The organism is Actinopolyspora sabaoui, from assembly GCF_051225635.1.
Classification (GTDB): domain Bacteria; phylum Actinomycetota; class Actinomycetes; order Mycobacteriales; family Pseudonocardiaceae; genus Actinopolyspora.
The window spans coordinates 115612-137261 of sequence record NZ_JBMIHH010000008.1; the positions used below are offsets into that span (position 1 = coordinate 115612).

The window sequence follows — 21650 nt, forward strand, 5'->3', positions numbered from 1 at the left end:
CGACGATGCTGATGGACGGGCCGCTGGTGGTTTTTGCAAGAGCCGACGAGCGGTCTCGACCCGCGCAGCGGGCGCGCGATGCGGGAGAGCGTTCGCGAGCTCGTCGTCGACGGCATCGCCATTCTCCGCATCACGCGGCAGTTGGAGGAGGCCCGATCGGCTCGCCGACCGGATCGCGGTGCTTGACCGTAGGCGGATCGTCGTCCGGGGCACGCCCGCCGCAGCAGGCACGGACGTCGCGGGGTGCTTGTCCGCCGTCCAACTGCTGCTCGACCGGGCTGGCGCAGTGCGCCGCGACGTCACACTCGACGACCACTCGGTGTCGGAGCTTCGTCCGTGTCCGCCGCGCGATGGACCGCCTCGAGCGGGCGGCGGTACTCGACCCGCTCGGGGCCCTGACCGAGAAGTCGCTACGCTCTCCGACGGCGGGGACCGGTGCCGGACGATCGACACGATCCGCGCGAACGCCCACGGATCGTCGTGCTGTTTCTGACCTCCGACCACGGTGACCGGTACCGGTCCGTGGAGTGAAGCCACGCTGCGGTCGGCCCGCACTGCGTCCGGAAACAGCGTGTCGAGCACCTCCGGAGGCTCCGATGAGAGCGCCCCGGGGAAGTACATGACCTCGCCGTGATCGAGTACGGCCAGCCCTGTTCCCGGGCGGAAAAGCGCGGATCGACGCGTCCCAGGCTGGTTACCGCTCTCCCGAGGACCTGCCGCGGCTCCTCGTGCGCTTCGGGGCTGGAGCGGGCCCCGGAGCAGGCGAGGACGGTTTTCGCCGGTGAAGAGGGAATCACCCTCGTTGATGCTCCGGGCCCGGCGCCCGGCCACCCACCCGTGCTCGGGGAACCAGTCGCGTATATCACACCTCTCGTGGTGCGCGTTCTCGGGTCAATCCCCATGAAGGTGGTACTTCATCTGGAGCACCCGTGCGAGCCTGTTGATCATCCGTGCACCCCGGATGGCGGGCAGCGACGGAGACCGGATCGGGTATTGGAGAAGTATGAGCGTTGCAGTCTCGATGGACGGCCTGTTCACCACTGCGAGCCACGATCGCCTTCGTGACGAGGTGCGTCACTTCGCCGAGACCGAAGTGCGTCCGCAGATTCCTGACATGGAGCAGTCGCGGGCGGTCCAGTACAAGCTCTCCCGTCTGATCGCCGAACAGGGCTGGATCGGAGTGACGATCGGGCCCGAGCACGGTGGCATGGGTCTGGGGCACCTGGCGAAGTCCATCATCATCGAAGAGCTCTCGCGGGTCAGCGGAGCGATGGGCGCCATGGTGCAGGCTTCCCAGCTCGGGGTGGCGAAAATCCTGCATTTCGGGAACACGGACCAACAGCACCAGTGGCTTCCGGAGATCAGTGCGGGACGCTGCTTACCGACCATCGCCGTAACCGAGCCCGACTCCGGCGGCCACGTACTCGGCATGACGGCGACCGCACGCCGCGAGGGTGATGACTACGTGCTCAACGGGCACAAGGTCTTCGTGGGCAACAGCCACGTGGGCGACCTGCACGGTGTGGTGGCTCGCACCGGGGAGGGCTCCCGGGGATTGTCGGCGTTTCTGGTGGAACCGGACCGGCCCGGATTCTCCCTCGGGGAGCATCAGGCATCGATGGGGCTGCACGGGTTCAGCTACGGCGAACTCGTCTTCGACGAGTGTCGCATCCCGGCCGAGAACCGACTCGGCGAGGAAGGACAGGGCCTGGCGGTGGCCTACAGCTCCAGCGTCCTCTATGGGCGGCCCAACCTGACCGCTGTCGCGCTGGGAATCCACCGTGCCTTGGTGGAGGAGACCGTCGACTTCGCGGCGCGGCACTACCGCTACGGACAACCGTTGTCCCAGCTGCCGACGGTGCAGCAGAAACTGGGACAGATGCAGTCCCAACTGATGACGGCCCGGCTGGTTGCTTATCACGCCGCGCACTCGCTGGACAACGCCATGCCGTGTGACGCGGAATTGATCAACGCCAAACTCGTCAACGTGGAATACGCGCTCGACTCGGCACGGACCGCGATGGAGGTGCACGCCGCGTACGGGCTCGGCACCGACAGCCCGGTGGAACGTTACCTCCGCGACGCGCACCACATCTTCGCTCCCGCAGGCACCTCCGACATCCAACGGGTGCGGCTGGCCGAAACGGCCCTGGGGAACTCCCGCACCCCGTGGTCGGAGCGACTGGCCTCCCAGCTCGGTGTCTTTCCACGTTCGAGCTGACCTAGGCCGCGGTCAGGGTCCGTGTCCGCCGGTATGTACCTACCGCCGCGGACACGGACCCGCCACAAGGCGACGTGTCGACCGGCGCGTCCGGGAGCGGGACCCGCCACGCCCGCATGAGCGCTACGTGGTGTGCTCCTCGGTTGTCACCGGCGCTCGCGGCCGTGGATCAGCTCCATCACCTCGGTCGCGAAGCTTTTGATCGTGTCCAGTTCGCGGCGGCCCCATGACTGGGTCTCCGGTGCGACGGTGCAGACCGTGCCCAGTGTGAGGCCGGTGTGATCGATGAGCGGGGCTCCCATGTAGGACCGAATCCCGATCTGATCCACCACGGGATTGCTGGTGAACCGTGGGTAAGAGCAGACATCGCCGAGGACGAGTGGCAGTCCGCGGGCCACCACGTGCGGGCAGAACCCGTGGTCTTTCGGCATCACTCGTCCCGGCGACACAGCCGTTTGCGCCGCTTCCATCGCGGCGTCGGTTTGGGACTCGGCCCGGGTATACAGTCCGGTGAAGTACTGCCGTTGACCGCTGATGATGTTCACCATCGCGTAGGGGGCGCTGGCGGCGTCGGCGAGCCGGCGCGCGAGGGCATCGAACTGTGGGTCCGGTTCTTCCCGGATGCCGAGTTCTCGCAACCGTTCCATTCGGTGCTGAACGTGCGGATCCGGTGGGGTGCCTACGAGGCGCATATTGGTGTCGGACATCATGTTCTCCCTGGGGTTAACCGATGGGGTGCGGTGCTGACGTGGTCGATACGTGTTCGAGCAGCGTGATGAGTGTTCGTGTCGCGGCGTGGGAGTCGCGGGCGTCGCACATCACCAGCGGAACGCTCAGCGGCAGCGCGAGAGCGTTCCGCACTTCCTCGGAGGTGTAGTACATCGCGTTGTCGAATTCGTTGACGGCGACCAGGAAGTAGATCCCTCGTTGCTCGAAGAATTCGATCGCTCCGAAACAGTCCTGAAGTCGACGCGTGTCGGCGAGCACTATCGCACCGACGGTGCCGCGGGACAACTCGTCCCACATGAACCAGAAACGCTCCTGGCCCGGTGTGCCGAACAGATACAACGCGATGTTGTCGTCGGGGAAGGTGATGCGGCCGAAATCCAGGGCCACCGTGGTGGTGGACTTGCGTTCCACACCGACCAGACTGTCCGTGTCGACACTGGCCGTGGTGAGGTGTTCCTCGGTGTTCAACGGCTCGATCTCACTGGACGCGCCGACGAAGGTGGTCTTCCCAGCGCCGAATCCGCCCGCGACGAGAATTTTGAGCTGCCAGGGGAATACGTCAGAGTCGGCTTCTAAGCCCATGGAGTACCTTCTCGATCAAGTCCGGGGTGACTTCAGCGGTCGAGGTGGGGGTGTGAGTGGTTACCGCTCCGGTGCCGATGAGATCGGAAAGCAGAATTTTGACGACCACCGCGGGTTGCCGCAAGTTTCCTGCCACCTCGGCGACTGTGGTCGGGGAGCGGCACAGCCGCAACGTCTGGGAATGCTCGGGCCCCAGCATGTCGTGGGACACCTGCCCCGTACTGCACACCATGGACAGCAGGTCCAGTGGCGCACTCGGATGGGTGCGCCCGTTGGTGATCAGGTAGGGCCGTACTCCCTGCTCTCGTGCCGGGTGACCGTCGAATGCGTTCATACCGGCCGACTTTCTTCCGCCGAGGAGCCTCGTGACGGGGTGGCCAGACTGCTGGGCACTTTCTTGCCGAGCTGCTGCATCTCGTAGCTGAGAACTCCGGCGTTGACCGTGCTGTCGGCCAGGACGGCGAGGATGCTGCCTGCGCTGGCGGCCGTGATCGCCAGGATACTGCCGTCGCCGAGTTCGGCATTGGCTTGGCGCATCCCGTTTCCGCCCCCGAAGTATTTGCCCACTTCCTGGACCAGTGAGCACAGGGGACTGGCCAGGGAGGCCAGCCGGTCCGCGTCATTACGGTCCAGACCGTGGTAGAACCGCGGGATCGCATCGGTGGACAGTAAGAGGGCGCTTCGGGTGTGGGGAACCTGGTTGACCAGGTTCGCGAGTAGCCAGGTCAGATCCTGTGGCTGGGTCACGGTCGACTCCTTGAAAGCGTTTCAGGTGGATGTCGAGGGGTCTTGCCGATCTTCCGACGAAGTTGACTGATCGGTCTCGGACTGGCTGAAGGCACTCAACAACCCCGTGTTGTGGCCGGGGATCGGGGTGACTTCCTCCCGCCGTGTCCGCAACTCTTCCGGGAGGTTGTTCGTGCCGGGCCTGCGTTGCGGAAGCTGTGACGCGTCACCTCGACGACGATGAGTGTCCGCGGGTGAGCTAGTGGTCTCTGTCGATGGGGGAGCGGTCTGCGCCGGCTGCGAAGTCGGTGCCAGCTGTGATGTCGGTGCCGGTTCAGCAGTGAGCGGCGCCGATACGTGCCTTTCGGGCGAAGGTCCGGCAACCGGCTCTGCTACCTCGCCGCTCCATTGCATCCGGCTGGGAGAGTAAGCACGGGAAATCGGCGGTGGTGGCCCGCTGGCAGGCTGCGGCGTGGGCGTGGGGTCCTGGGCGACGTGCCCGGGCTGCGCGGGCTCCGGTGGCGAGATTGTGAGCAAGCTGTCCGGCAGCAGGACGACCGCCTCCATGCCTCCATAGATGCTGGTCTGCAGTCGGACCCTGATGTTGTAGCGCTGCGCGAGGACTCGAACCACCGACAGCCCGATCCGTCCGTCCGCGAGAAGCTCGTCGAGGGCGACTCGATCGGCGTTCTCGAGCAGGTGGTTGTATCGGTGGATCTCCTCGTTCGTCATACCGAGACCACGGTCTTGGATTTCAATGGCCACACCGGCCGTGACGGTTTCGGTCCGTACCACCACAGGAGTTTTGTCACTGGAGAATTGGGTGGCGTTTTCCAGTAGTTCGGCCAACAGGTGAATCACCTCAGCGGTGGCAGGACCTTTCAGCATTCCCTCCACCGCGGTCATCTTCACTCGGGAGTAGTGCTCGATCTCGGCCACAGCGGAGCGCAGCACTGTCTGGAGGCTCACATCTTCCTGTGTTTGCCGCTGCGGTGCTTTACCGCCGAGTATGGCCAGACTTTCCGCCTGTCGGCGAGACAGGTTGACGAGGTGGTCCACACGGAACAGACGCGCGAGAAGATCGGGGTCTTCCACCTGGTGTTCGGCTTCGTCGATTTCGGTGATCGCTCGGTCCGCCATGGCTTCCAGGCCCCGCGCCAACTTGGCGAACGCGGCTTGGAGCGCGTCGTTGCCGTACGACCGGGAGGAAAACCCATCGGCAGCGGGAGCCGTCTCAGCAGCGGCGGCAGTGTCAGTTCTGACCGCGTCGTGCTTTCGCCGTAGTTGTTCGAGACCGTTCCTGGTCCGTTTGACGGCGAACAAACCGATCAGCAGTGCCGACGCGATCGCCAAAGCACAAAGGGCGAGTGCCGTTCCCAACAACGAACGATCGATGGTCACGAGCACAGCCGTGACAACACCCAGCACGACGAGTAAAGGCACTACCGGCAACAGAGCGAGCCACAGGATGCGGTCCCGTGGATCCGTGGCAGCTTGATCCGACCAGCCCTCGGAACCATCGTTCTCGGGACGGTCAGTAGTAGGTAACAGTGCAGACATCAAGGTCCTCAACGCGGCGATGTACAACGGACGGGTGGCATGGCGTCAGACTTGAATCGACGAACGGGGCATCTCCAGCTCAGCCTGTTCCGCGTATCCACACACGGTGCCACCGGTCATGTCCGCCATTCCTCGCAGCTCCATTGGATGGATTACCCTGTGCGTGATCTTGCGAAAGCAGATCGTACCTCAGCCGGGTGGACGTACTCGGATCCTCCGCGAGGAGTAACCACGAACCCGTGACCAAACAGGACAGAGTGCACATCCCGGTTGAGGAGATCCCCCGATGTGGTGGCCTGAGAGCCCCCAACGCCTTCGGTGCGGGAGGTCGGCGTCGACCGATGAACGGCTGGATGCGCTGTTGGCGTAGGTAGGCACGGTACTCGTGCTCGTAGTTGCCCTCGCCTACGGAAGTTTCGGGTTCGAATCGGAGGGACCGCGTCGCCCGCGTCCTGGCGAGGCCGCCTCGATCAGCGGCAGAAGTCGGGCGATGTCGTCGCGGTTGCCCCTGGTGAGGATCGTCGCCAAGGGAACGTCCGCGCCATCGGTGATCAGGTGGTGTTTCGAGCCCGTTCTTCCTCGATCCCTCGGGATTTGCCCTGTCCGGATCCCCACTTTTTGGTGCGGACGTGGCGAGAATCCACAACCGCCCGCGACCAGTCGATGGGCCCGGCCGCTGTTGGTTCGGTGAGTTTGGCACGGAGGCTCGGATGCACCAACCCCACCCCAGGGGCGCCGAATTTTGCATACAGCGTGCATCCTCTTCGAGCCCCTGCCGCTTCGGGATACGTTGAGTGCGAGACGCATCGCCGACCGCGCCCATCCACCGGTTGCGGCATGCCCGCTCCGCGAGCATGCTGAGTTGGCCGCCGAGACAAGACTGGGGGTCTCCGGGACCGTGGCGGTACGGGGGTGGCTCGGCGACGACTTCCGGCCGCACCCGCCCGCGCGTCGGCAGACTCCGTGTTCGGTGGTTCCTCGTGAGACTCGAGACCGCCCCACCTTCCCGGACCCGCGTGCGAGACCGCCGCTCGTGGAGCCAGAAGTGGGTGTTCTCGAGTGGACCTCGGGTTGGGCAAGGCCATCGCCACGGCCGGTGGCGGACCGCGGAAGGAGGAGGCTATGCCGTACGCGAAACAGCTGCTGGAGACTCACCCCTGGGCGGGGCATGTGGATCGTGAGATCCTCAGTGCCTGTATCGAGGCATGCGTGGAGTGCGCCCAGGCCTGCACCACATGTGCCGACGCGTGCCTGTCCGAAGAGGGTCTACAGAATCTGCGCCGGTGCGTGCGCCTCGACCTCGACTGCGCGGATATCTGCGAGGTGACCGGCCGCGTCCTGTCCCGCCAGACCGCCTACGACGCGCCGACGTCGAAAGGCCAGCTGGAGGCGTGCCGCGAGTCCTGCGCCACCTGTGCCAAAGAATGCGAAAGCCATGCCGAGACGCACGAACACTGCCGACTGTGTGCCGAGGCCTGCCGCCGTTGCGAGCGGGCCTGCGAACAACTGCTGCAGGCGATGAAGTAAGCCGTCCCGGTGGCGGACCGGGGCCGAATCCCGGTCCGCCGCTACCGATCCACCGCCTGACAGGAGCTCGTCCATCCCGACGAACATCCGTCTGCCCTTGGCAACGGATTCGGTGCGACCAGTTATCACCGGGACAGACGTTTCGGACGTAAGCCGAGTCGCGCGAGGCCCTTCGAACTGAGGAACCCTGCGAGCTGGCGAACCCTGTGACCTGACGAACTCGCCGCGCGGTCATCGTCGGACTCCGGTATCAACCGCCTGCCGGGACGCCGGGGATTCGGCGGACGAGCGCCTGCAGACGACCGTCCACGACGCGAGTGTGGAAGGTGGGTTGCGGTGCCGTGGCCGGGCCGTGCACGACCTCACCGCTGGCCACCCGGAACACGCTGCCGTGCCACGGGCACTCCACGCACGGAGACCCGTCGGGCCACGACAGCGAACCCTGGTTGAGGGGGCCGGAGGCATGGGAGCAGCGGTCGGCGAGTACATACAGTTCACCGCGGTCGCGCAGCACGAACACCGGAACCTCGCCGGCCATACGCCGGGTCGGCGAGCCTTCGGGCAGGTCGGCGACCTCGCCGAGGTCTGTCCACTCGTCCGGGGCGATGTGCGGGACCGCATCGGCGTGATTGACACTGGTGGCCTGGTGGAACGACAGGTGCCCGCCGAGCATGCCGCTGGCCACGGTGAAGCCCAGTCCGCTCCAACCTGCCGCGATACCCGCGACTTCGCGTCCGCTCGCCCGCCAGCGCAGCGACAGCAGGTAGCTGGTCAGGGCGGCGGTGCTGGTGAGCGCGTGCACCAAACCGGTGCGTTGTTGTTCCTCGTGGCCCTGGGCGAAATCCGCTGCCCCGGCCACGGCCGCGGGCACACTGGCCAGCAGACCGAGCTTGATCAAAAGCCGGGTTACGCGCCGCTCGCCGACGCCTCGCCCGGGCAGCGCGTCGACGACACCGGCACACGCGAAAGCTCCCATCGGGGCTTGCACCACGGCCGGGTGCAACGGGTGACCGAGCCACACGCCGTGCAACGCGTCCTTCAGCCGCCGTCCCCGGAGGGTCCGCGAGACAGCGTCACGCAGCATTCCGGCCGGTTTGTCCAGCCACGTCCATTCGGCGATCCGGTCTTTGGCTGAGAGCGAGCGCATGCCCGCGGGATTACCCGTCCCAAGAGCGACCAAACTCGACGGTCGCTCCGGAGCGCAACGAGAGCTCATGCAGCAGTGTCGCCAGGCCACCGGGTGCGCGTCCCCGCGTGCGACCGCTGGTCAGCACCGGACACTCGTTGGGTTGCCGCGTGAGCCGGCCTGCCCGCAACAACCGCGCCCACAATCCGTGGTCCTCGCCGGTGTGCAGGGGCGGGAACCCCTCGGCCTCGACGAACGCGTCGGCGCGTACCCCGAGGTTGGCGCCGTAGACGTGGCGGTGGTGATCGGCCGTGATCTTTTCCGCGACCAGCGCCTCGTAGGTCGGCCGTGCTCGCACGACCGGGCCGCTCCACCAGCGGACGACCGCCCGGCCTGCCACCGCGTGCACCCCACGCCGGGCGTAGTGGAGGTGCTGGACCGCCCATCGAGTTGGGACGACGGTGTCGGCGTCGGTGTGCAGGATCCAGGTGCGCTCCGGCACCGGTGGTCGCAGGCACTGCAGGGCGTGCGCGGTACCTCGGTTGCGCAGCTCGCCGAGCCCGCAGGGCACCGAGTTGGTCAGTACCTCGAAGCGGTCGAAACGGTCCGCGAAGGACAGCGCCAGCCGTGCGGTGGCGTCGCCGCATCGGTCAGCCACCACACACACGCAGGTGCGCACGAGACCGACCTCCGTCCTGAGACGCCGCAGTGCCGCCGCGAGGCTGTGCAGGCATTCTGGTAGCAGCGCCTGCTCGTTGTGGGCGGGAACCACGATGGTGACCGCGTCGATGCGCCCGCTCACGCTCGCCTCAGCACGTCGACGAGGAAGTCCGATTCGATGTGACTAACGAGCACGTCGAGGTCGGGGTGTTCCCGCAGCCGCCGATGAGCGCTGTCGCCGTCGGACGGCGCGTCGGGAGCCTGGGGCCGCCAGTGCACCGCCAGGAGCTCTCCGGCGGGGCGCAGTGCTCGCACCGAGGCAGCGAGCACGGAGGCGGCGTCGTCCTCGGCGAGGTAGTAGAGGATCTCACTGAGCACGACGAGTTCCGCCGAGTTGGATTCGGACGGGAACTGTTGGGGCAGCCGGCTGCGGCGTACCTCGACGTGTTCCTGGTCCGCGACCCGACGGCGGGCGCGTGCGGTCGCGGTTTTCGACGCGTCGGAGGCGGCGAGACGACCGCAGCGCCGGGCGAGCGCGGCGGTGAGTTCGCCCGTCCCGCAGGCCGGTTCGATCGCCGAGGCGTAGTGCGGTCTGGGTAAGCACGACAGCGCCACGGCGCGTTTGCGCCGCTCGTACCAGGAGGTCGCCGTGCGCCACGGGTCCGGGTCGTTCTGGTAGAGCTGTTCGAAGCGAGTGGGCGGCGTGCTCACGGATGCTCCCGGAACAGCACCTCGACGCCGCGTCCGAAGTGGGCCAGCACCTCCGGCGGAAGCACGGCGCCGCCGATGCCGGGAGGGGGGACGAGCTGGGAGACGAACTCCGCCAGCGCGGCGTTCTTGCGGTCCTGCCGTGCCGGTGAGAGCCGGTGCAGCACGGCACGTCGCCACGGGATCACCTCCTCGTCCGGGTGCATCCAGTGCCACATCCAGATCGGGTACGACCACATTCGGCTCCGCGGTGGGCGCGTCCTCGCCGTGGCACGTCCCACCGCCTGGTGGTCCGGATGCGGGTCCCGCGGCCACGGCGCGACGGTCGCCGTGGCGCCGGTGAGCAACGCTCGGAGCCGGTCACTCAGCGCTTCTTCGTGCGAGATCAGTGCGGAATCCGGCAGGCCGAGCCAGGTCACCGGCACGGTGGCCAGCCCGTGCACGCGCAGCGCCGCGTGCAGTTCGCGTCGCCGGGTGCGTGCCAGCTCAGCGCGGTCGGCCCCGTGCAGCTCCGGGTAAGCGGCCTCGCCGTCGGTGGCCACGACGATCCGGAGCTCGCCGGGCAGCCTCCGCAGTTCCTGGAGCACTCCGCCCAGAGCGAGGCACTCGTCGTCGGGGTGCGCGGCCACCACGACAATCCGGCCGCCCAGTTCCGGTATTCCGGGCGGCAGGCCGGCTACGGTGCGCATCCACTCGGATTCCGAAGTCCTCGGGTGCGGTTCGTAGGTACTCACCTCGCACGCTCACCCGCCAGCAGGATGCTTCTACCGAGATCGGCCAGTTCGCGCTCGGCGTGGTGCTGTCGCACGTAGACCTCCAGATCGGCCAACCCGCGGGTGAACGCGGCATCGCGGCTCAACGGTCCGGGCCCGGTCACTCGGGGCGCCCGCGCCAGCACCTCGCACGCGGCGCGTTCCGCCGCCGAGCGGCATGTTCCGGCGGTGACCGCCCGGTCCGCCCCGGTTCCGGAAGTGTCCACGGCCTCGGCCGCTGTCGCCAGCGTGCTGTCCGCCGCCTCCACCGCCACGTGCATCGCCGCCAGATGTGCGAGCTGGTGCTCGTCGGGAGCGCGTGCGGCGAGGTGCTCCGCGACCCGGTCCACGACACCCGCCGTGCCACCGAGCCACACCGCCGCCACCCCCATCGCACCGAGCCGGAACCCCGGCCGCCCGGTGTAGAAGCCGGGCGGGCCGACGCGGTCCTCCTCCCGCACGGGAACTTCGTGCAGCTCCACGTCCCAAGAGCGTGAGGCGGCCATCCCGGCCGCGTGCCAGGTGTCCGGCAGCGGCCGAATCCGCGCATCCGGCAGTGCGATCTTGATGATGACGTCGTCCGCCGCCCCGGCGGAGCCGTCCGGCCGAGCCACGACCAGCGCCTTGTCCAGCTGCCCCGCTCCGGAGCAGAACGGGATCGTGCCGGTGAGCACCGGACCACCATCCGCCCTGTGGGTCAGAACGGCGCCCTTGCCGGAGGCGCGAGACGCCCACACCCCGTACAAGGCTCCCGGCTCCGGCTTGCCACCGGACTCGTGCAGGATCGCCACGGCGTCGGTGTGGCCCTCCACCAGACGCCCCAGCGCCAGGTCGGCCCGCCCGTAGCGGCACAACGCGGACCAGCGGCGAGCCGTGTCGCCGCCGCCGGGCAGCGGAACCTCCAGTTCTCCGGCGTCCAGCGCCCCACGCAGCACCGCGAAGACGTCGCCAAACCCGCTCGAGGTTCCCCCGGACGTGGTCGGTCGCGCGATCCGCAACACTGAGCACCCCCCCGCGTGGGTCGATGTCGTTGCCGCTTTACATCCCCCGTGCGGCGAAAACGTAAACGCCCGTCTGCTGTGCTGAGCGGCCGCCGCGAAAGAGAACCGCTCGCACAGCCGGGCCGTTCCGGCGGTGTTGTGGGGGAGGGGGCAGTGACGGTGCCACGCAGCATCCGTCCGTAGTGCTCGTCGAATCTCACGGGGAACGACGGCTCGCGGAGACCACCGACTCTCGGAGCCGGAAACGAGGATTGTTCCGAACGGTTTCGTTCCTCCGGATGAGTGGGGATGGCCGGATGAGTGGGGACGGGGAGTGTGCTGGTGTGTCGTTTCTCCGGTTTCCGGGTACCGCACCGAACAGGAAGTGCTTTTCCGGGCGGGAACGGCTCGGTGTTTCGTACGGAGGGTCGATTCGGGACACGGAGGATGCGATGAGCGGGGATGCCGAGGTTATGTCGCGGCGAGAGCGTCGTTACGCAGCGGAGGTGCCCGATGCGGGGCGGGCCGTGGAACACCGCGTGACGTTCGGCGGGGAGACGTCGGACGAGCTGACTCCTCCGGTTCCCGAAGCGCGCGACACGGTTACCGAAAACCGTGCTGGGAAAGCAGCCCTGCGGTGGGCTGCCGCACGATACCGATCTCGGGGAGCTCCGGAGCCGGGCCGCGGGCTCCGTCCCGGAATCGCGCGTCCGGCTCGGGGGGTGACGGCATGACGAATATCGGGTACACCCTGCTGACCGAGCAGTCCGGACCGCGTTCGCTCGTCGAGCACGCGGCCTCCGCCGAACGTACCGGCTTCGACTTCGCGGTGATGAGCGACCACTACTTTCCCTGGTTGCACCCGCAGGGTCACGCACCGTACGCGTGGAGCGTGCTGGGCGCGGTGGCCCAAGTGACCAGTGACATCGAGTTGATGACCTATGTGACGGCTCCGATCATGCGTTATCACCCGGCGGTGGTGGCGCAGAAGGCGGCGACGCTCGGTCTGCTTTCCCGGGACCGTTTTCTGCTGGGGCTCGGGGCGGGCGAGAATCTCAACGAGCACGTCATCGGCCGCGGCTGGCCACCGGTGAACGTGCGGCACGAGATGCTCTCCGAGGCCGTCGAGATCATTTCCGCGCTGTTCGAGGGCGGCCACGTCGACTATGTCGGAAGCCACTACCGGGTGGATTCGGCGAAGCTCTGGGACCTGCCCGACCGGAGAGTGCCCATCGGGACGGCCGTTTCGGGGCCGCAATCGATCCGACAGTTCGCCGCCACCTCCGATGCCATGATCGCCGTCACGCCTGAGTCGAGGCTGTGCCAGGACTGGGACCGTGCCTCGAACACCACCGGCGACCGCAAGATCGGGCAGTTGCCGATCTGCTGGGACCCGGACCGAGATGCGGCGGTGAAACGCGCGCACGAGCAGTTCAGCTGGTTCGCAGGCGGTTGGAAGGTCAACTCCGAGCTGCCCGTGCCGGACTCTTTCGCCGCGGCGACCAGCTACGTCCGTCCCGAGGACGTGGCCTCGGCGATCCCGTGCGGCCCGGAGTCCGGTCCGATCGTGGATGCGGTCTCGTCCTTTCAGCAGGCGGGCTTCACCGATGTGGCGCTGGTGCAGATCGGGGTGGACAGCGATCCGGCGGGTTTTTTCGCCTTCGTGAGGGAAGAGCTGCTCCCGGCACTGCGACCCGCGGAGCGTTGATGGCCTCCCGGAGCGAAACAGCGGATTCAGCCGAAAGACAGCCGGAGCAGCGAGCGGAGTCGTTTACCCGTCCGTGGCACTCCCGAGGTGGCTTCAACCTCTTGCCGCCGTGGTTTCGCGGTTCCGACAGCGGGAAATGCCTGTTCGCGACACGGTCCAACAGTGCCGGGAGGTAGCGGTGGAGCAGTCGGAGAGTGTTCCCGCACAAGAGCAGCAACCACCGGGCCGCACGGATGCGATGGGTCCGCCACCTCGAGACGAGATGCGACATTACCGGGGTAATGGGCTGCTCGAAGGTAAGCGCACCCTGATCGTGGGCGGTGATTCGGGGATCGGCCGTGCGGTGTCGGTGGCATTCGCCAAGGAAGGCGCCGATGTCGCGATCGCTTACCTGGCCGATCTCGAGGACGACGACGCCGAGCACACGGCGGGTCTGGTGCGTGAGCAACAGCGCAGGTGTGTTCTGTACAAGGGCGATATCGCCGAGGAAGCTTACTGCGCGGGGTTGCCGGGGCGAACCGTGGATGATCTCGGTGGGTTGGACGTGCTGGTCAACCATGCCGGTGTCCAGTCGTATCGGGAGGACTTCACCACCATCGACACCGCACAGTTCGACCGCACTTTCAAGGTCAACGTCTACGCTCCTTTCTGGCTGATCCGTGCGGCGCTCGCCCACCTCCCGAATGGTGGGGCCGTGATCAACACGGGCTCGGTCAACGGACTGCGCGGCAACAAGGCTCTTATGGACTATTCGGCGAGCAAGGCTGCCGTGCACATTCTGACCAAATCGTTGGCCCAGTCGTTGACCAGCAGCGGAATCCGAGTGAACTGTGTGGCGCCGGGGCCGGTGTGGACGCCTTTGATCCCCGCGACGATCCCCGCCGAGAAGGTCGAGGGATTCGGTGAACAGACACCGATGGGGCGAAAAGCCGACCCCGACGAGATCGCGCCGTCCTACGTGTTCTTCGCCTCCGACCGGCTCTCCAGCTATTACACGGGTGAAGTGCTCGCGCCTGTCGGCGGGGAGACCCATCCCGGATGAGCCGCACCGCCATCGCCTCGGGTGCCGATCGCAGTCGGTTCCAGCGTGAGCGGGACGGGAAGTGTTCGGCGGGTGTGGTGCGCGGGTGACAAAGGGGATCGGACATCGGACCGAGTCCTGTCAACTGGTGGCACAACAGGGGGCAGTGTCGCGCTGCCCACCGCCCTTATCGGCGGAAACCGTGACACCAACCCGTGCGCTTCTTGCTCGTCGAACGAACCCGTTCAGCAGGTGCACCGCTGCCGCCGGTGGCCATACACATGCCGACCCTGCCGGAGAACTTCGCGTAACCCACCGCCTCGAAGGCTGCCAACTCCTCGTGCCGAGACTGAAGAAACCGGGGATCATTCGGGCGGCTGTGCGAATCGAGCCGCCGCCCGTGTCGGACGAAAAAACACGAGCCGTTTCCGAAAATGCGTACCCCCGGAAGCCGGGAGACACTGAATGGAACTGGGGGCCAAGGGAAATGGGGGCCAAGGGCCGGTAGACCGAGAAGACTACGGCGAAACAGCCACCGACGAACGAGAGTCCCGCCTCGCGTCGCTCTGATCGGCTGCGGAGCCCCTCACCGGACGTCCTCGGTCACTCCTGCGCGACGTCCCCTCTGGGGCTGTTCCACGGAAGAGAGGTTCGATGTTTCGCCATACCCAGCGGATGCAGTTCGAGGCCAAACCCGAACAACCCGACGCGCTGTACGCCAAGAAGCTCCAGGAACTCATCGGTGGAGCCTGGGGCGAGATGACGGTGACCATGCAGTATCTGTTTCAGGGCTGGAACTGCCGAGCACCGGGCAAGTACAAGGACATGATCCTCGACATCGGCACCGAGGAGATGGGCCATGTCGAGATGCTGGCCACGATGGTCGCACGGCTGTTGGAAGGCGCCCCGGCCGAGACTACCGCCGGCATGGTCGACCAGGATCCGGTGCTGGCCGCGGTCGTGGGCGGCATGGACCCCGAACACGCCATCGTCGGCGGCGGGGGGCCGCTGCCTGCCGACAGCGCAGGCACACCGTGGAACGGCAAGTACATCGTCTCCAGCGGCAATTTGCTGGCCGATTTCCGGGTCAACGTGGCCGCCGAGTCCCAGGGCAGGCTACAGACCGCGCGGCTGTACAACATGACCGATGATCCCGGCGTCAAAGAGATGCTGAAGTTCAACCTGGCCCGCGACACCATGCACCAGCTGCAGTGGCTGGCCGCCATCGAACAGCTCCAGGAAGACGGGCTGGCAGGCACCATCGCCCCCGGCGCTCTGCTGGACGAGGAAAATCAACAGCACAGCCAGACCCTGTGGGGCCTCTCGGACGGCACCACTGCCGACCAGGGCAAGTGGGCCTCCGGCACGGCCCCCGACAACCAGCACCAGTTCCAGTATCTCGATCAGCCCGAACCCCTCGGTGACGTGAGCTCAGCACCACCCCCGGACCCCCAGCTGTACGCCACCAACACCGAAGACCGGGGCATCGCGGGCAAAGCCAAGGACAAGATCAAAGACACCTTCCAGCAGTAGTGCCCCACGCCCTACCCGGAGTTACTTCACTTCGGGCGGGTTCCCCGTGCTACGTCGCGGCGAGGAAGGCCGGTGCGGCCACCGTGGGGCCCTCGTCGCTGCTCCACTGCTTCTGCCGCGGCAGCGTACGGATGTGGTGGCCCGCTCCGGTACCCGAACGCTGTTCGTCCCGCGCCACTGCAGACACCTCGTCGGCGCGCGGCTTGCGTACGTGCCTCGGCCCACGTTCGGAGAGGACCGGCTGCTCGGCGAGCCCCGTTCACGAGGTTCGCCGCCGAGCGTCGGAAAGGCGTTCCCACCGTCGAGGTGGGATGGAATGGTGGTTCCGTGCTGACTGCCGTGCCATTTCCGGACGGCTCCCAGGAGCGACGAATCCGTCAGGTGCCGGGGCGGAAGTGGTAGGTCTCGCCGTGGTGGAGATAGTGGAACTTCGCTGAGGTGGCGGAGCGGGCCGCGGCCCGCTTGATGTCGTCCAAGCCGGACTGGAATACCGAGTAGTCGTTGTAGTGGATGGGCACGGCGGTGCGCGGCTCGACGATCTCCACGGCTCGCACGGCTTGGCTTCCGGTCATGGTGACTACGGTGCCCAGCAGGGTGGTCCCGCCGGCGTGCACCAGCGCCAGATCGATACCCGGGTAGCGCTGGGGGATGTCGTGCAGCCGATCGTGCAGGAGGGTGTCGCCGCTGATGTAGAGACGAAAGGCCCGGTGCGAGCCCCTACTGAAGTCCATCATGCTTCCCATGGTCGGCGGCAGCATCCCCGCCACCGGGTCAGGGGCATGTTTGGCGGGCATCGAGGTAACGCGGACCTCGTTGTCGCCTTTGGTCACGGTTCGGCTCTGCCAAGTATCCAACGCGTGCCCTTGGGTGAAGCCCTGTTCGGAGAGGAGCCCTACAGCGTGTTCGGTGGTGATGATGGGAACGGTCTTGTCCAACTGTTCGGCGGCGACCTCGTCGAAGTGGTCCCCGTGGTGGTGTGAGAGCACCACGAAGTCCAGCGGCGGCAGATCGGCGACCTGACAGGCGGGTTCGATTTCGCGGCGAGCGTACATGCCGTGGCCAAGGTGCACGTGATCACCGGAGTGCAGAAACGTGGGGTCGGTCAGAATCGTGAATCCGCCGTACCGGATCAACGTGGTCGCGTTCCCGATGAAATACACGCTGCCCTCAGCTAAATCTCCCGGGGCGGCTGTGGAAGGCCTCGACGATGCGTGCATCACCCAGCCCCCTGACTTACGGTTTCACGGTCCGTGCCCGCAGAGCTACCCGTGCTGTACTGCCCGTCAAACGCTACGGGCCGCAGCGACCGGATCGCCTCCACGCGAGACAGCGGAGCAAATGGACCCTTCCGGTTCGACATCCGAAATCCTGGGTATTCGTGCAGCTATGACACCACACCACACGTCGCGCTCATCGCGCTCTCGCCGGGGCTGGCCCGGCGTCCTCGGTCTCGGTGTTGCCAGCGGAGTGGCGGCTGCGCTCAGCGTGCTGGCGGGGCGCAAAGCGGTGGCGACCCTCAAGGTTGGGCAGGGCCATCCTCCCCTGCATCGAGCACTCGACCTGGGAGCCGGCCTCATGCAGCCGAAATACCCGTTGGAAGCCATGAGCACTTACCTCAATGGTTTCCACATGTACGCCGACGAGATGGGTCGGCAGGTCGAGGCCACGCATTTCTGCATCCACCTGCGTCATGACCTGCATCAATGCGTGATTTTCGACCGCAACGCGCCGGATGCCCGTTTGATCGGGATCGAATACATCATCAGTGAGGAGCGTTTCCGCGACCTTCCGGACGAGGAGAAACGGTTGTGGCACAGCCACCACTACGAGGTCAAGTCGGGCCTCCTGACCGCCCCGGGTATACCCGAGATCGCCGAACACGCCTACTTCAACGACCTCGTGAGTACCTATGGCAAGACCTTCCACACGTGGCAGTACGACCGCGACGACTTCCCGTACGGCCTCCCGCAACTGATGATGGGCTTCACCGACGATGGGCAGGCCCACGAGGTACTGATCCACGGCCGAGACCGCGCGCTCGGCCTCTCGACCCCGCACATGCGACAGAATCGGGCTGACATTCCGACACCGACGATCGTGCCGGGGGCCAACCCCTGGGAAAGTGGTCGGACCGTGCAGACAAGCCTGGAGGAGAAAGACTTCAAGCGATAGTCCCCGACCTCATCGAGCTGCTCGCCCCCGGCCGTCTACCGCATATTCAGCCGTCTACCGCACACTCAGCCGCGCTCCGGATGAGCAGTCACGCTGACCAGCGAGTATCTCCCGAGCGTTCTTACCGTTCCGCACTCGTTCCGAGTGCCGTGCCGCCCGAGTGAGTTATCGCCACTGGCTACGGCGGTGTGGGTGAAAGATCGTCCTCGTTGCCTCCCGTGGCTTCCGCGACGTTTAATCGTCCGCAGGCGGGGTATCGCTGTGGTCAGATCGACTGTGGAGGGCGGTCACCGCACTCGCCGAGATTTCATCGGCGTGATCCGGACCCCCGGCGGAACCGTTCCATCGTTTCAGGGAGCCGACCGGAGGGTCACGCGGTGTGCGATCGGATCCTGTGCTGTCCGCCGAAGTGGAGGGTCGATGACGGTTTCGGCGCGAGCAGGTCCGTGCGGCACGCTCTCCCCGGTGCAGCGGTCCGCGTGGCCGGGGTGGCGAGTGAGGCCGCTGTGAGCGGCTCGCACCCCGCTCGTTACCTCCCTGCTGGAGCTGTTGTGAAACCTGGCCCGAACTCCGCTGTTCTCCGCTTCGAGCCACCGGGGGACGGCACTGTTTCTCGTGCCCTATCCCGTGGACGGCCCTCGCAACCGCACTCAACGGAACCATCCGGGTGCCCAACGCGCCAGCGGCCCGGGACTCAACTCCACAGTAACGAGCGGATGGCGTTGGACACGGATGTGGCGGAGGGAGCGGTGGAGGGACGCTCCGGAGGTACTGAGCGCTCCTGGTCCCGGACTCTCCCCGAAGCAGGAAACAGCAGAGGAGCGAAACATGAGCACACAGTCGTGGCGCGAAACGGCGGACTCGCTGGCGTACATGTCGCGGGATCTGCTGGCTCAGCAGAGTGTCGAGCACACCCTGGAACGCCTCGTCCAGCATGCCCGGGACCTGGTGGACGGTTGTGAGCACGCCGGCATCCTGCTGGTGCACCGCCACCAACGGGTGGAAACCCCGGCCGCGACCAGTGACCTGGTCGTGGAGTCGGACCGGTTGCAGGGAGAGCTCGGCGAAGGCCCGTGTTTCGACGCCGTCTTCCACAACCAGTCGGTATATCGTCTGGTTGACCTGAACCAACGGGTGACGAGCTGGCCGCGTTATGCGCCCGAAGCTCGAAAACTGGGTATCGCCAGCATGATGGGACTTCAGCTCTACACCGCTGCGGAGACCTATGCCGCGCTGGATCTCTACTCCTCGCAGCCGCAGGCGTTCACCGAGCACGCCGAGCACGTGGGGTGGTTGCTGAGCTCGCACGCCGCAGTCGCGGTCGCCGCGACCCGCCCACATGGTCAGCGACACCCGGCGTTGCAGGAACAACCGGACACCGCGGAGTCGTAGTCCCTCTCTGGCGTCGGGATCGCCGACAGGAACATGCGGTGCTCGGCGGATTCTGGGCCTGTGCTCAGTACGCCCTCATCCCGGGCGTTGAATCCGGAGTCCACGAATCCTCCTCGGCTGAGGAAGTAACGGGATACCTGCCACCAATGTAGTGGCGGAAGCCGGGAATATGGAAAAATCCGGTGAACGTGTTCGAGCGACGCGCGAGAGTGCGGTAATGCCGGAAGCGTACGAAGATTTCGGCGAGTACGCCACGAGTGACTGCCGAATTCGTGATTCCGAATTAGCGGTGGTCGAACGTGCGATGCGACCGGGAGGGCACCAGTGGCCAGATGGCGTGGCTACCCGGCGAGGTCGGCGGTAGTTCCTACCCGGACGCCTCGACCACGTGCGAACTATCGCGGTCCCCGTCGAAGGGATGACGGCCTTGCCGGAGGCGGGAACAGGCTTGGAGGTTCGCGACGATCTTCTACCGCTGCGCCGAGTGGGGCCCGCTACCGGAACGCCCTCCTGGCCGAAGCACGACGCCGAGTTCGCAACGCGGTCGTGCTCATCCAAGTCGCGTTCTCCTGTGCCCTCATGGGCGAGCACCTGCTCAGCCCGTCGACTCCTGATGTTTCCGGCGCTCCGAAGCTCGCCCGGCGCGTGGTTCGGAACAGCCTCGCGGAGTCGTAATACACCGAGGAGTGGCGATGGGGCGGACTGGTGGTTTCGGAGCTGTCCGAGGTCGTTCACGTGGTCGGTGCTTCTCTTTGCTCACCCTGTCCAACACCAGGGATGCACGCTGCTCGGTGAGCCCTCACCCTGGAACTCGAGGAGCACGAGCATCACGTCCGGCGGAACCGCCTGTGGCGTGGTGGTGCATTCTTGGGAAGAAGGAACCGATGACCTCGTCCACGCCTGACGAGCCGAACCGCGGTCGTGAGCCGGATTCGACTCCCGGTCCCGATCCGGACTCCACACCCGCCCTCGACTCCGGTGGTGGGGTGCCTCCGGGTGACACACCTCCGGCGGAGGGAGGGCTTTCGGGTTTGTCGCACCAGGAAAAGGGCCCGACCCGTTGGACGCCTGTGGTGACTCTCGTCGCCGTCGCCCTCGTGGTGTTGGCGGTCGCGGGTTTCGTGGCCGGGCATCTGCTGGGGCTGTTCTGAGCACGTCCGGCCGATTCCGCGGCCCGACCGGCGACCACACCGACGAGGACCGTGGTCACTCACTGTGGCCAGATGCCTGGCCGACGACTTGGTGGGATAGATCGAACCGCGCACGTGAGCGGGCGCGGCACTTACCGTGGCGAGCACTCGAAGGATTGCCTGCTCCACCGGACAGGGGAGCAGTAGGACTGTGTGGCCTGGGTGGCGGCACGGGCTGCGAGCTCGGGAGAAGGATGTCTTGCACGCTGCTCGAACGGCCGTTGCCGCTGTCGCTGCGCGTTGTTGGCAGGACACTCGGTAATGAAACGTCACAATAGTCGGATCGTGCTCGTTCGAGACCGAAAGCATTGAGGAAACTTCCTCTGCCAGGTGTTTCGATACTTTGTCGAACTGAGGTCTTGCTTCGAGGGGTGATCGCTGTCATAGTCCGTGAAACGTTTCATATAGGGAGGGTCCGATGTCGGTACCGGTGGCAGCCGGAGTGGCTCTCGCGCTGCATGGCGTCTCCGAGCAGTTCGGGAAGGAGGTGTCGCTCTGTTCGGGCTCGCCGCGCGTCGAGGCCGGCTCGTTGCGGGACGGTCTTCGACTCCACCGTGGAATCGAATGCCCACGGAGTCTCGGTGACCCGCCGGGAATCCGTCCTGTTTCCCGGGCTGTCGGTCACCGAGAGCACCTTCACGGGCCGTCGACAGTGGTGCGAAGCGGCTCGACGCTTGTTCGGCGATGCGCCGCTGGTCGCACGGATGCGGAAAAAGGATGGGGGCAGTTCTTTCCGATTATCCGATGAGTTGATGGACGGGAAGATGTGCGGTCCCGTTTCCGCGTGTGTTCACGCGTCGTTAGAACGCTGAGTTCTTTATTTCCGTATGGTGTGGAAGTCTGTGCGGTTGTGCGCGTCCGAGCAGGGTGTGACTTTCCGGTGAAATCGACTTTGGTGGCCGGCGGCAACTCACCGCTCGGCTGATTCCGCTGGTTTCTGTTTTTCCGCGGAACCCCTGTTCAGCTGTGTTGCGTGCGATCTTCGTGATGTCCGCGATGATCCGGATCATTCGAGGTGGTGGCGATGTGGGTTGTATTTGAACGTTTCAGTTCGATTGCTCGG

The 21650-nt window shown here is 66.2% G+C and carries 20 protein-coding genes and 1 pseudogene; 8 read left to right on the forward strand and 13 right to left on the reverse strand.

What is annotated here, in order from left to right:
- The first annotated feature begins 1021 nt into the window (after window positions 1–1021).
- Window positions 1022–2221 carry an acyl-CoA dehydrogenase family protein gene (locus tag ACOQFL_RS16280; protein ID WP_435545145.1) on the forward strand — a complete coding sequence of 400 codons (1200 nt, stop codon included), beginning with the start codon at window positions 1022–1024 and terminating at the stop codon, window positions 2219–2221.
- Between the two features lie 146 nt (window positions 2222–2367).
- Here ACOQFL_RS16280 and ACOQFL_RS16285 read toward each other — a convergent pair whose 3' ends face one another.
- Genes ACOQFL_RS16285 through ACOQFL_RS16305 form a run of 5 tightly spaced genes read right to left on the reverse strand, consistent with a single transcriptional unit; the run spans window position 2368 to window position 5818 of the window.
- Complete coding sequence (locus ACOQFL_RS16285; RefSeq protein WP_435545029.1) at window positions 2368–2928, reverse strand: GAF domain-containing protein; 561 nt, start codon at window positions 2926–2928, stop codon at window positions 2368–2370.
- A gap of 16 nt (window positions 2929–2944) precedes the next feature.
- On the reverse strand, window positions 2945–3532 hold the full coding sequence (locus ACOQFL_RS16290) for a GTP-binding protein (protein WP_435545030.1): 588 nt from the start codon (window positions 3530–3532) through the stop codon (window positions 2945–2947).
- Entirely contained in the window at window positions 3510–3866 is a 357-nt protein-coding gene (locus ACOQFL_RS16295; RefSeq protein ID WP_435545031.1) for a DUF742 domain-containing protein, read from the reverse strand. The genes ACOQFL_RS16290 and ACOQFL_RS16295 overlap by 23 nt, the downstream gene beginning before the upstream one ends.
- On the reverse strand, window positions 3863–4279 hold the full coding sequence (locus tag ACOQFL_RS16300; protein ID WP_435545032.1) for a roadblock/LC7 domain-containing protein: 417 nt from the start codon (window positions 4277–4279) through the stop codon (window positions 3863–3865). The genes ACOQFL_RS16295 and ACOQFL_RS16300 overlap by 4 nt, the downstream gene beginning before the upstream one ends.
- A 21-nt stretch (window positions 4280–4300) precedes the next feature.
- The gene (locus ACOQFL_RS16305) at window positions 4301–5818 is read right to left on the reverse strand and encodes a sensor histidine kinase (RefSeq protein WP_435545146.1); all 1518 of its coding nucleotides are present in this window, start codon (window positions 5816–5818) and stop codon (window positions 4301–4303) included.
- Between the two features lie 1122 nt (window positions 5819–6940).
- Here ACOQFL_RS16305 and ACOQFL_RS16310 point away from each other — a divergent pair.
- Window positions 6941–7345, forward strand: coding sequence for a four-helix bundle copper-binding protein (locus tag ACOQFL_RS16310; protein WP_435545147.1), 405 nt, complete (start codon window positions 6941–6943; stop codon window positions 7343–7345).
- Between the two features lie 250 nt (window positions 7346–7595).
- On the opposite strand, the gene ACOQFL_RS16315 is transcribed toward ACOQFL_RS16310, so the two are convergent.
- From ACOQFL_RS16315 to ACOQFL_RS16335, 5 genes are read right to left on the reverse strand one after another with little or no spacing between them, the layout of a single operon-like run.
- Window positions 7596–8492: a Rieske (2Fe-2S) protein gene (locus ACOQFL_RS16315; protein ID WP_435545033.1), complete on the reverse strand. Its 897-nt coding sequence runs from the start codon at window positions 8490–8492 to the stop codon at window positions 7596–7598.
- A 10-nt stretch (window positions 8493–8502) separates the two neighbouring features.
- The gene (locus ACOQFL_RS16320; protein ID WP_435545034.1) at window positions 8503–9273 is read right to left on the reverse strand and encodes a glycosyltransferase family 2 protein; all 771 of its coding nucleotides are present in this window, start codon (window positions 9271–9273) and stop codon (window positions 8503–8505) included.
- The gene (locus ACOQFL_RS16325; RefSeq protein ID WP_435545035.1) at window positions 9270–9842 is read right to left on the reverse strand and encodes a class I SAM-dependent methyltransferase; all 573 of its coding nucleotides are present in this window, start codon (window positions 9840–9842) and stop codon (window positions 9270–9272) included. Before ACOQFL_RS16325 ends, ACOQFL_RS16320 begins: the two co-directional genes overlap by 4 nt.
- Window positions 9839–10528 (reverse strand): PIG-L deacetylase family protein, encoded by a 690-nt coding sequence (locus ACOQFL_RS16330; protein ID WP_435545036.1) that lies wholly within the window; start codon window positions 10526–10528, stop codon window positions 9839–9841. Before ACOQFL_RS16330 ends, ACOQFL_RS16325 begins: the two co-directional genes overlap by 4 nt.
- A gap of 41 nt (window positions 10529–10569) precedes the next feature.
- Entirely contained in the window at window positions 10570–11589 is a 1020-nt protein-coding gene (locus tag ACOQFL_RS16335) for an acyl-CoA dehydrogenase family protein (protein ID WP_435545037.1), read from the reverse strand.
- Between the two features lie 712 nt (window positions 11590–12301).
- On the opposite strand from ACOQFL_RS16335, the gene ACOQFL_RS16340 reads away from it, so the two are divergent.
- Together ACOQFL_RS16340 and ACOQFL_RS16345 are read left to right on the forward strand one after the other, a co-directional pair.
- Window positions 12302–13279, forward strand: coding sequence for a TIGR03557 family F420-dependent LLM class oxidoreductase (locus tag ACOQFL_RS16340; protein ID WP_435545038.1), 978 nt, complete (start codon window positions 12302–12304; stop codon window positions 13277–13279).
- A 238-nt stretch (window positions 13280–13517) separates the two neighbouring features.
- Entirely contained in the window at window positions 13518–14321 is an 804-nt protein-coding gene (locus ACOQFL_RS16345; RefSeq protein WP_435545039.1) for an SDR family oxidoreductase, read from the forward strand.
- Between the two features lie 232 nt (window positions 14322–14553).
- Here ACOQFL_RS16345 and ACOQFL_RS16350 read toward each other — a convergent pair.
- Window positions 14554–14679: pseudogene (locus ACOQFL_RS16350) on the reverse strand (thiamine pyrophosphate-binding protein); the annotation flags it as partial.
- 275 nt (window positions 14680–14954) lie between these two features.
- Between ACOQFL_RS16350 and ACOQFL_RS16355 the strand changes: the two are divergent.
- Complete coding sequence (locus tag ACOQFL_RS16355) at window positions 14955–15833, forward strand: manganese catalase (RefSeq protein ID WP_435545040.1); 879 nt, start codon at window positions 14955–14957, stop codon at window positions 15831–15833.
- Window positions 15834–15882: 49 nt separating this feature from the next.
- Here the strand turns inward: ACOQFL_RS16355 and ACOQFL_RS16360 are convergent, their stop codons facing one another.
- Window positions 15883–16011, reverse strand: coding sequence for a hypothetical protein (locus ACOQFL_RS16360; RefSeq protein WP_435545041.1), 129 nt, complete (start codon window positions 16009–16011; stop codon window positions 15883–15885).
- Window positions 16012–16210: 199 nt separating this feature from the next.
- Window positions 16211–17050 (reverse strand): MBL fold metallo-hydrolase, encoded by an 840-nt coding sequence (locus ACOQFL_RS16365; protein WP_435545042.1) that lies wholly within the window; start codon window positions 17048–17050, stop codon window positions 16211–16213.
- A 169-nt stretch (window positions 17051–17219) separates the two neighbouring features.
- On the opposite strand from ACOQFL_RS16365, the gene ACOQFL_RS16370 reads away from it, so the two are divergent.
- The 3 genes from ACOQFL_RS16370 to ACOQFL_RS16380 all read left to right on the forward strand — a co-directional run bounded on the left by ACOQFL_RS16370 (window position 17220) and on the right by ACOQFL_RS16380 (window position 20548).
- On the forward strand, window positions 17220–18005 hold the full coding sequence (locus tag ACOQFL_RS16370) for an OBAP family protein (RefSeq protein ID WP_435545148.1): 786 nt from the start codon (window positions 17220–17222) through the stop codon (window positions 18003–18005).
- An 828-nt stretch (window positions 18006–18833) separates the two neighbouring features.
- Complete coding sequence (locus tag ACOQFL_RS16375) at window positions 18834–19397, forward strand: GAF domain-containing protein (RefSeq protein ID WP_435545043.1); 564 nt, start codon at window positions 18834–18836, stop codon at window positions 19395–19397.
- 884 nt (window positions 19398–20281) lie between these two features.
- Window positions 20282–20548: a DUF6480 family protein gene (locus ACOQFL_RS16380; RefSeq protein ID WP_435545044.1), complete on the forward strand. Its 267-nt coding sequence runs from the start codon at window positions 20282–20284 to the stop codon at window positions 20546–20548.
- The last annotated feature ends 1102 nt before the right edge of the window (window positions 20549–21650 follow it).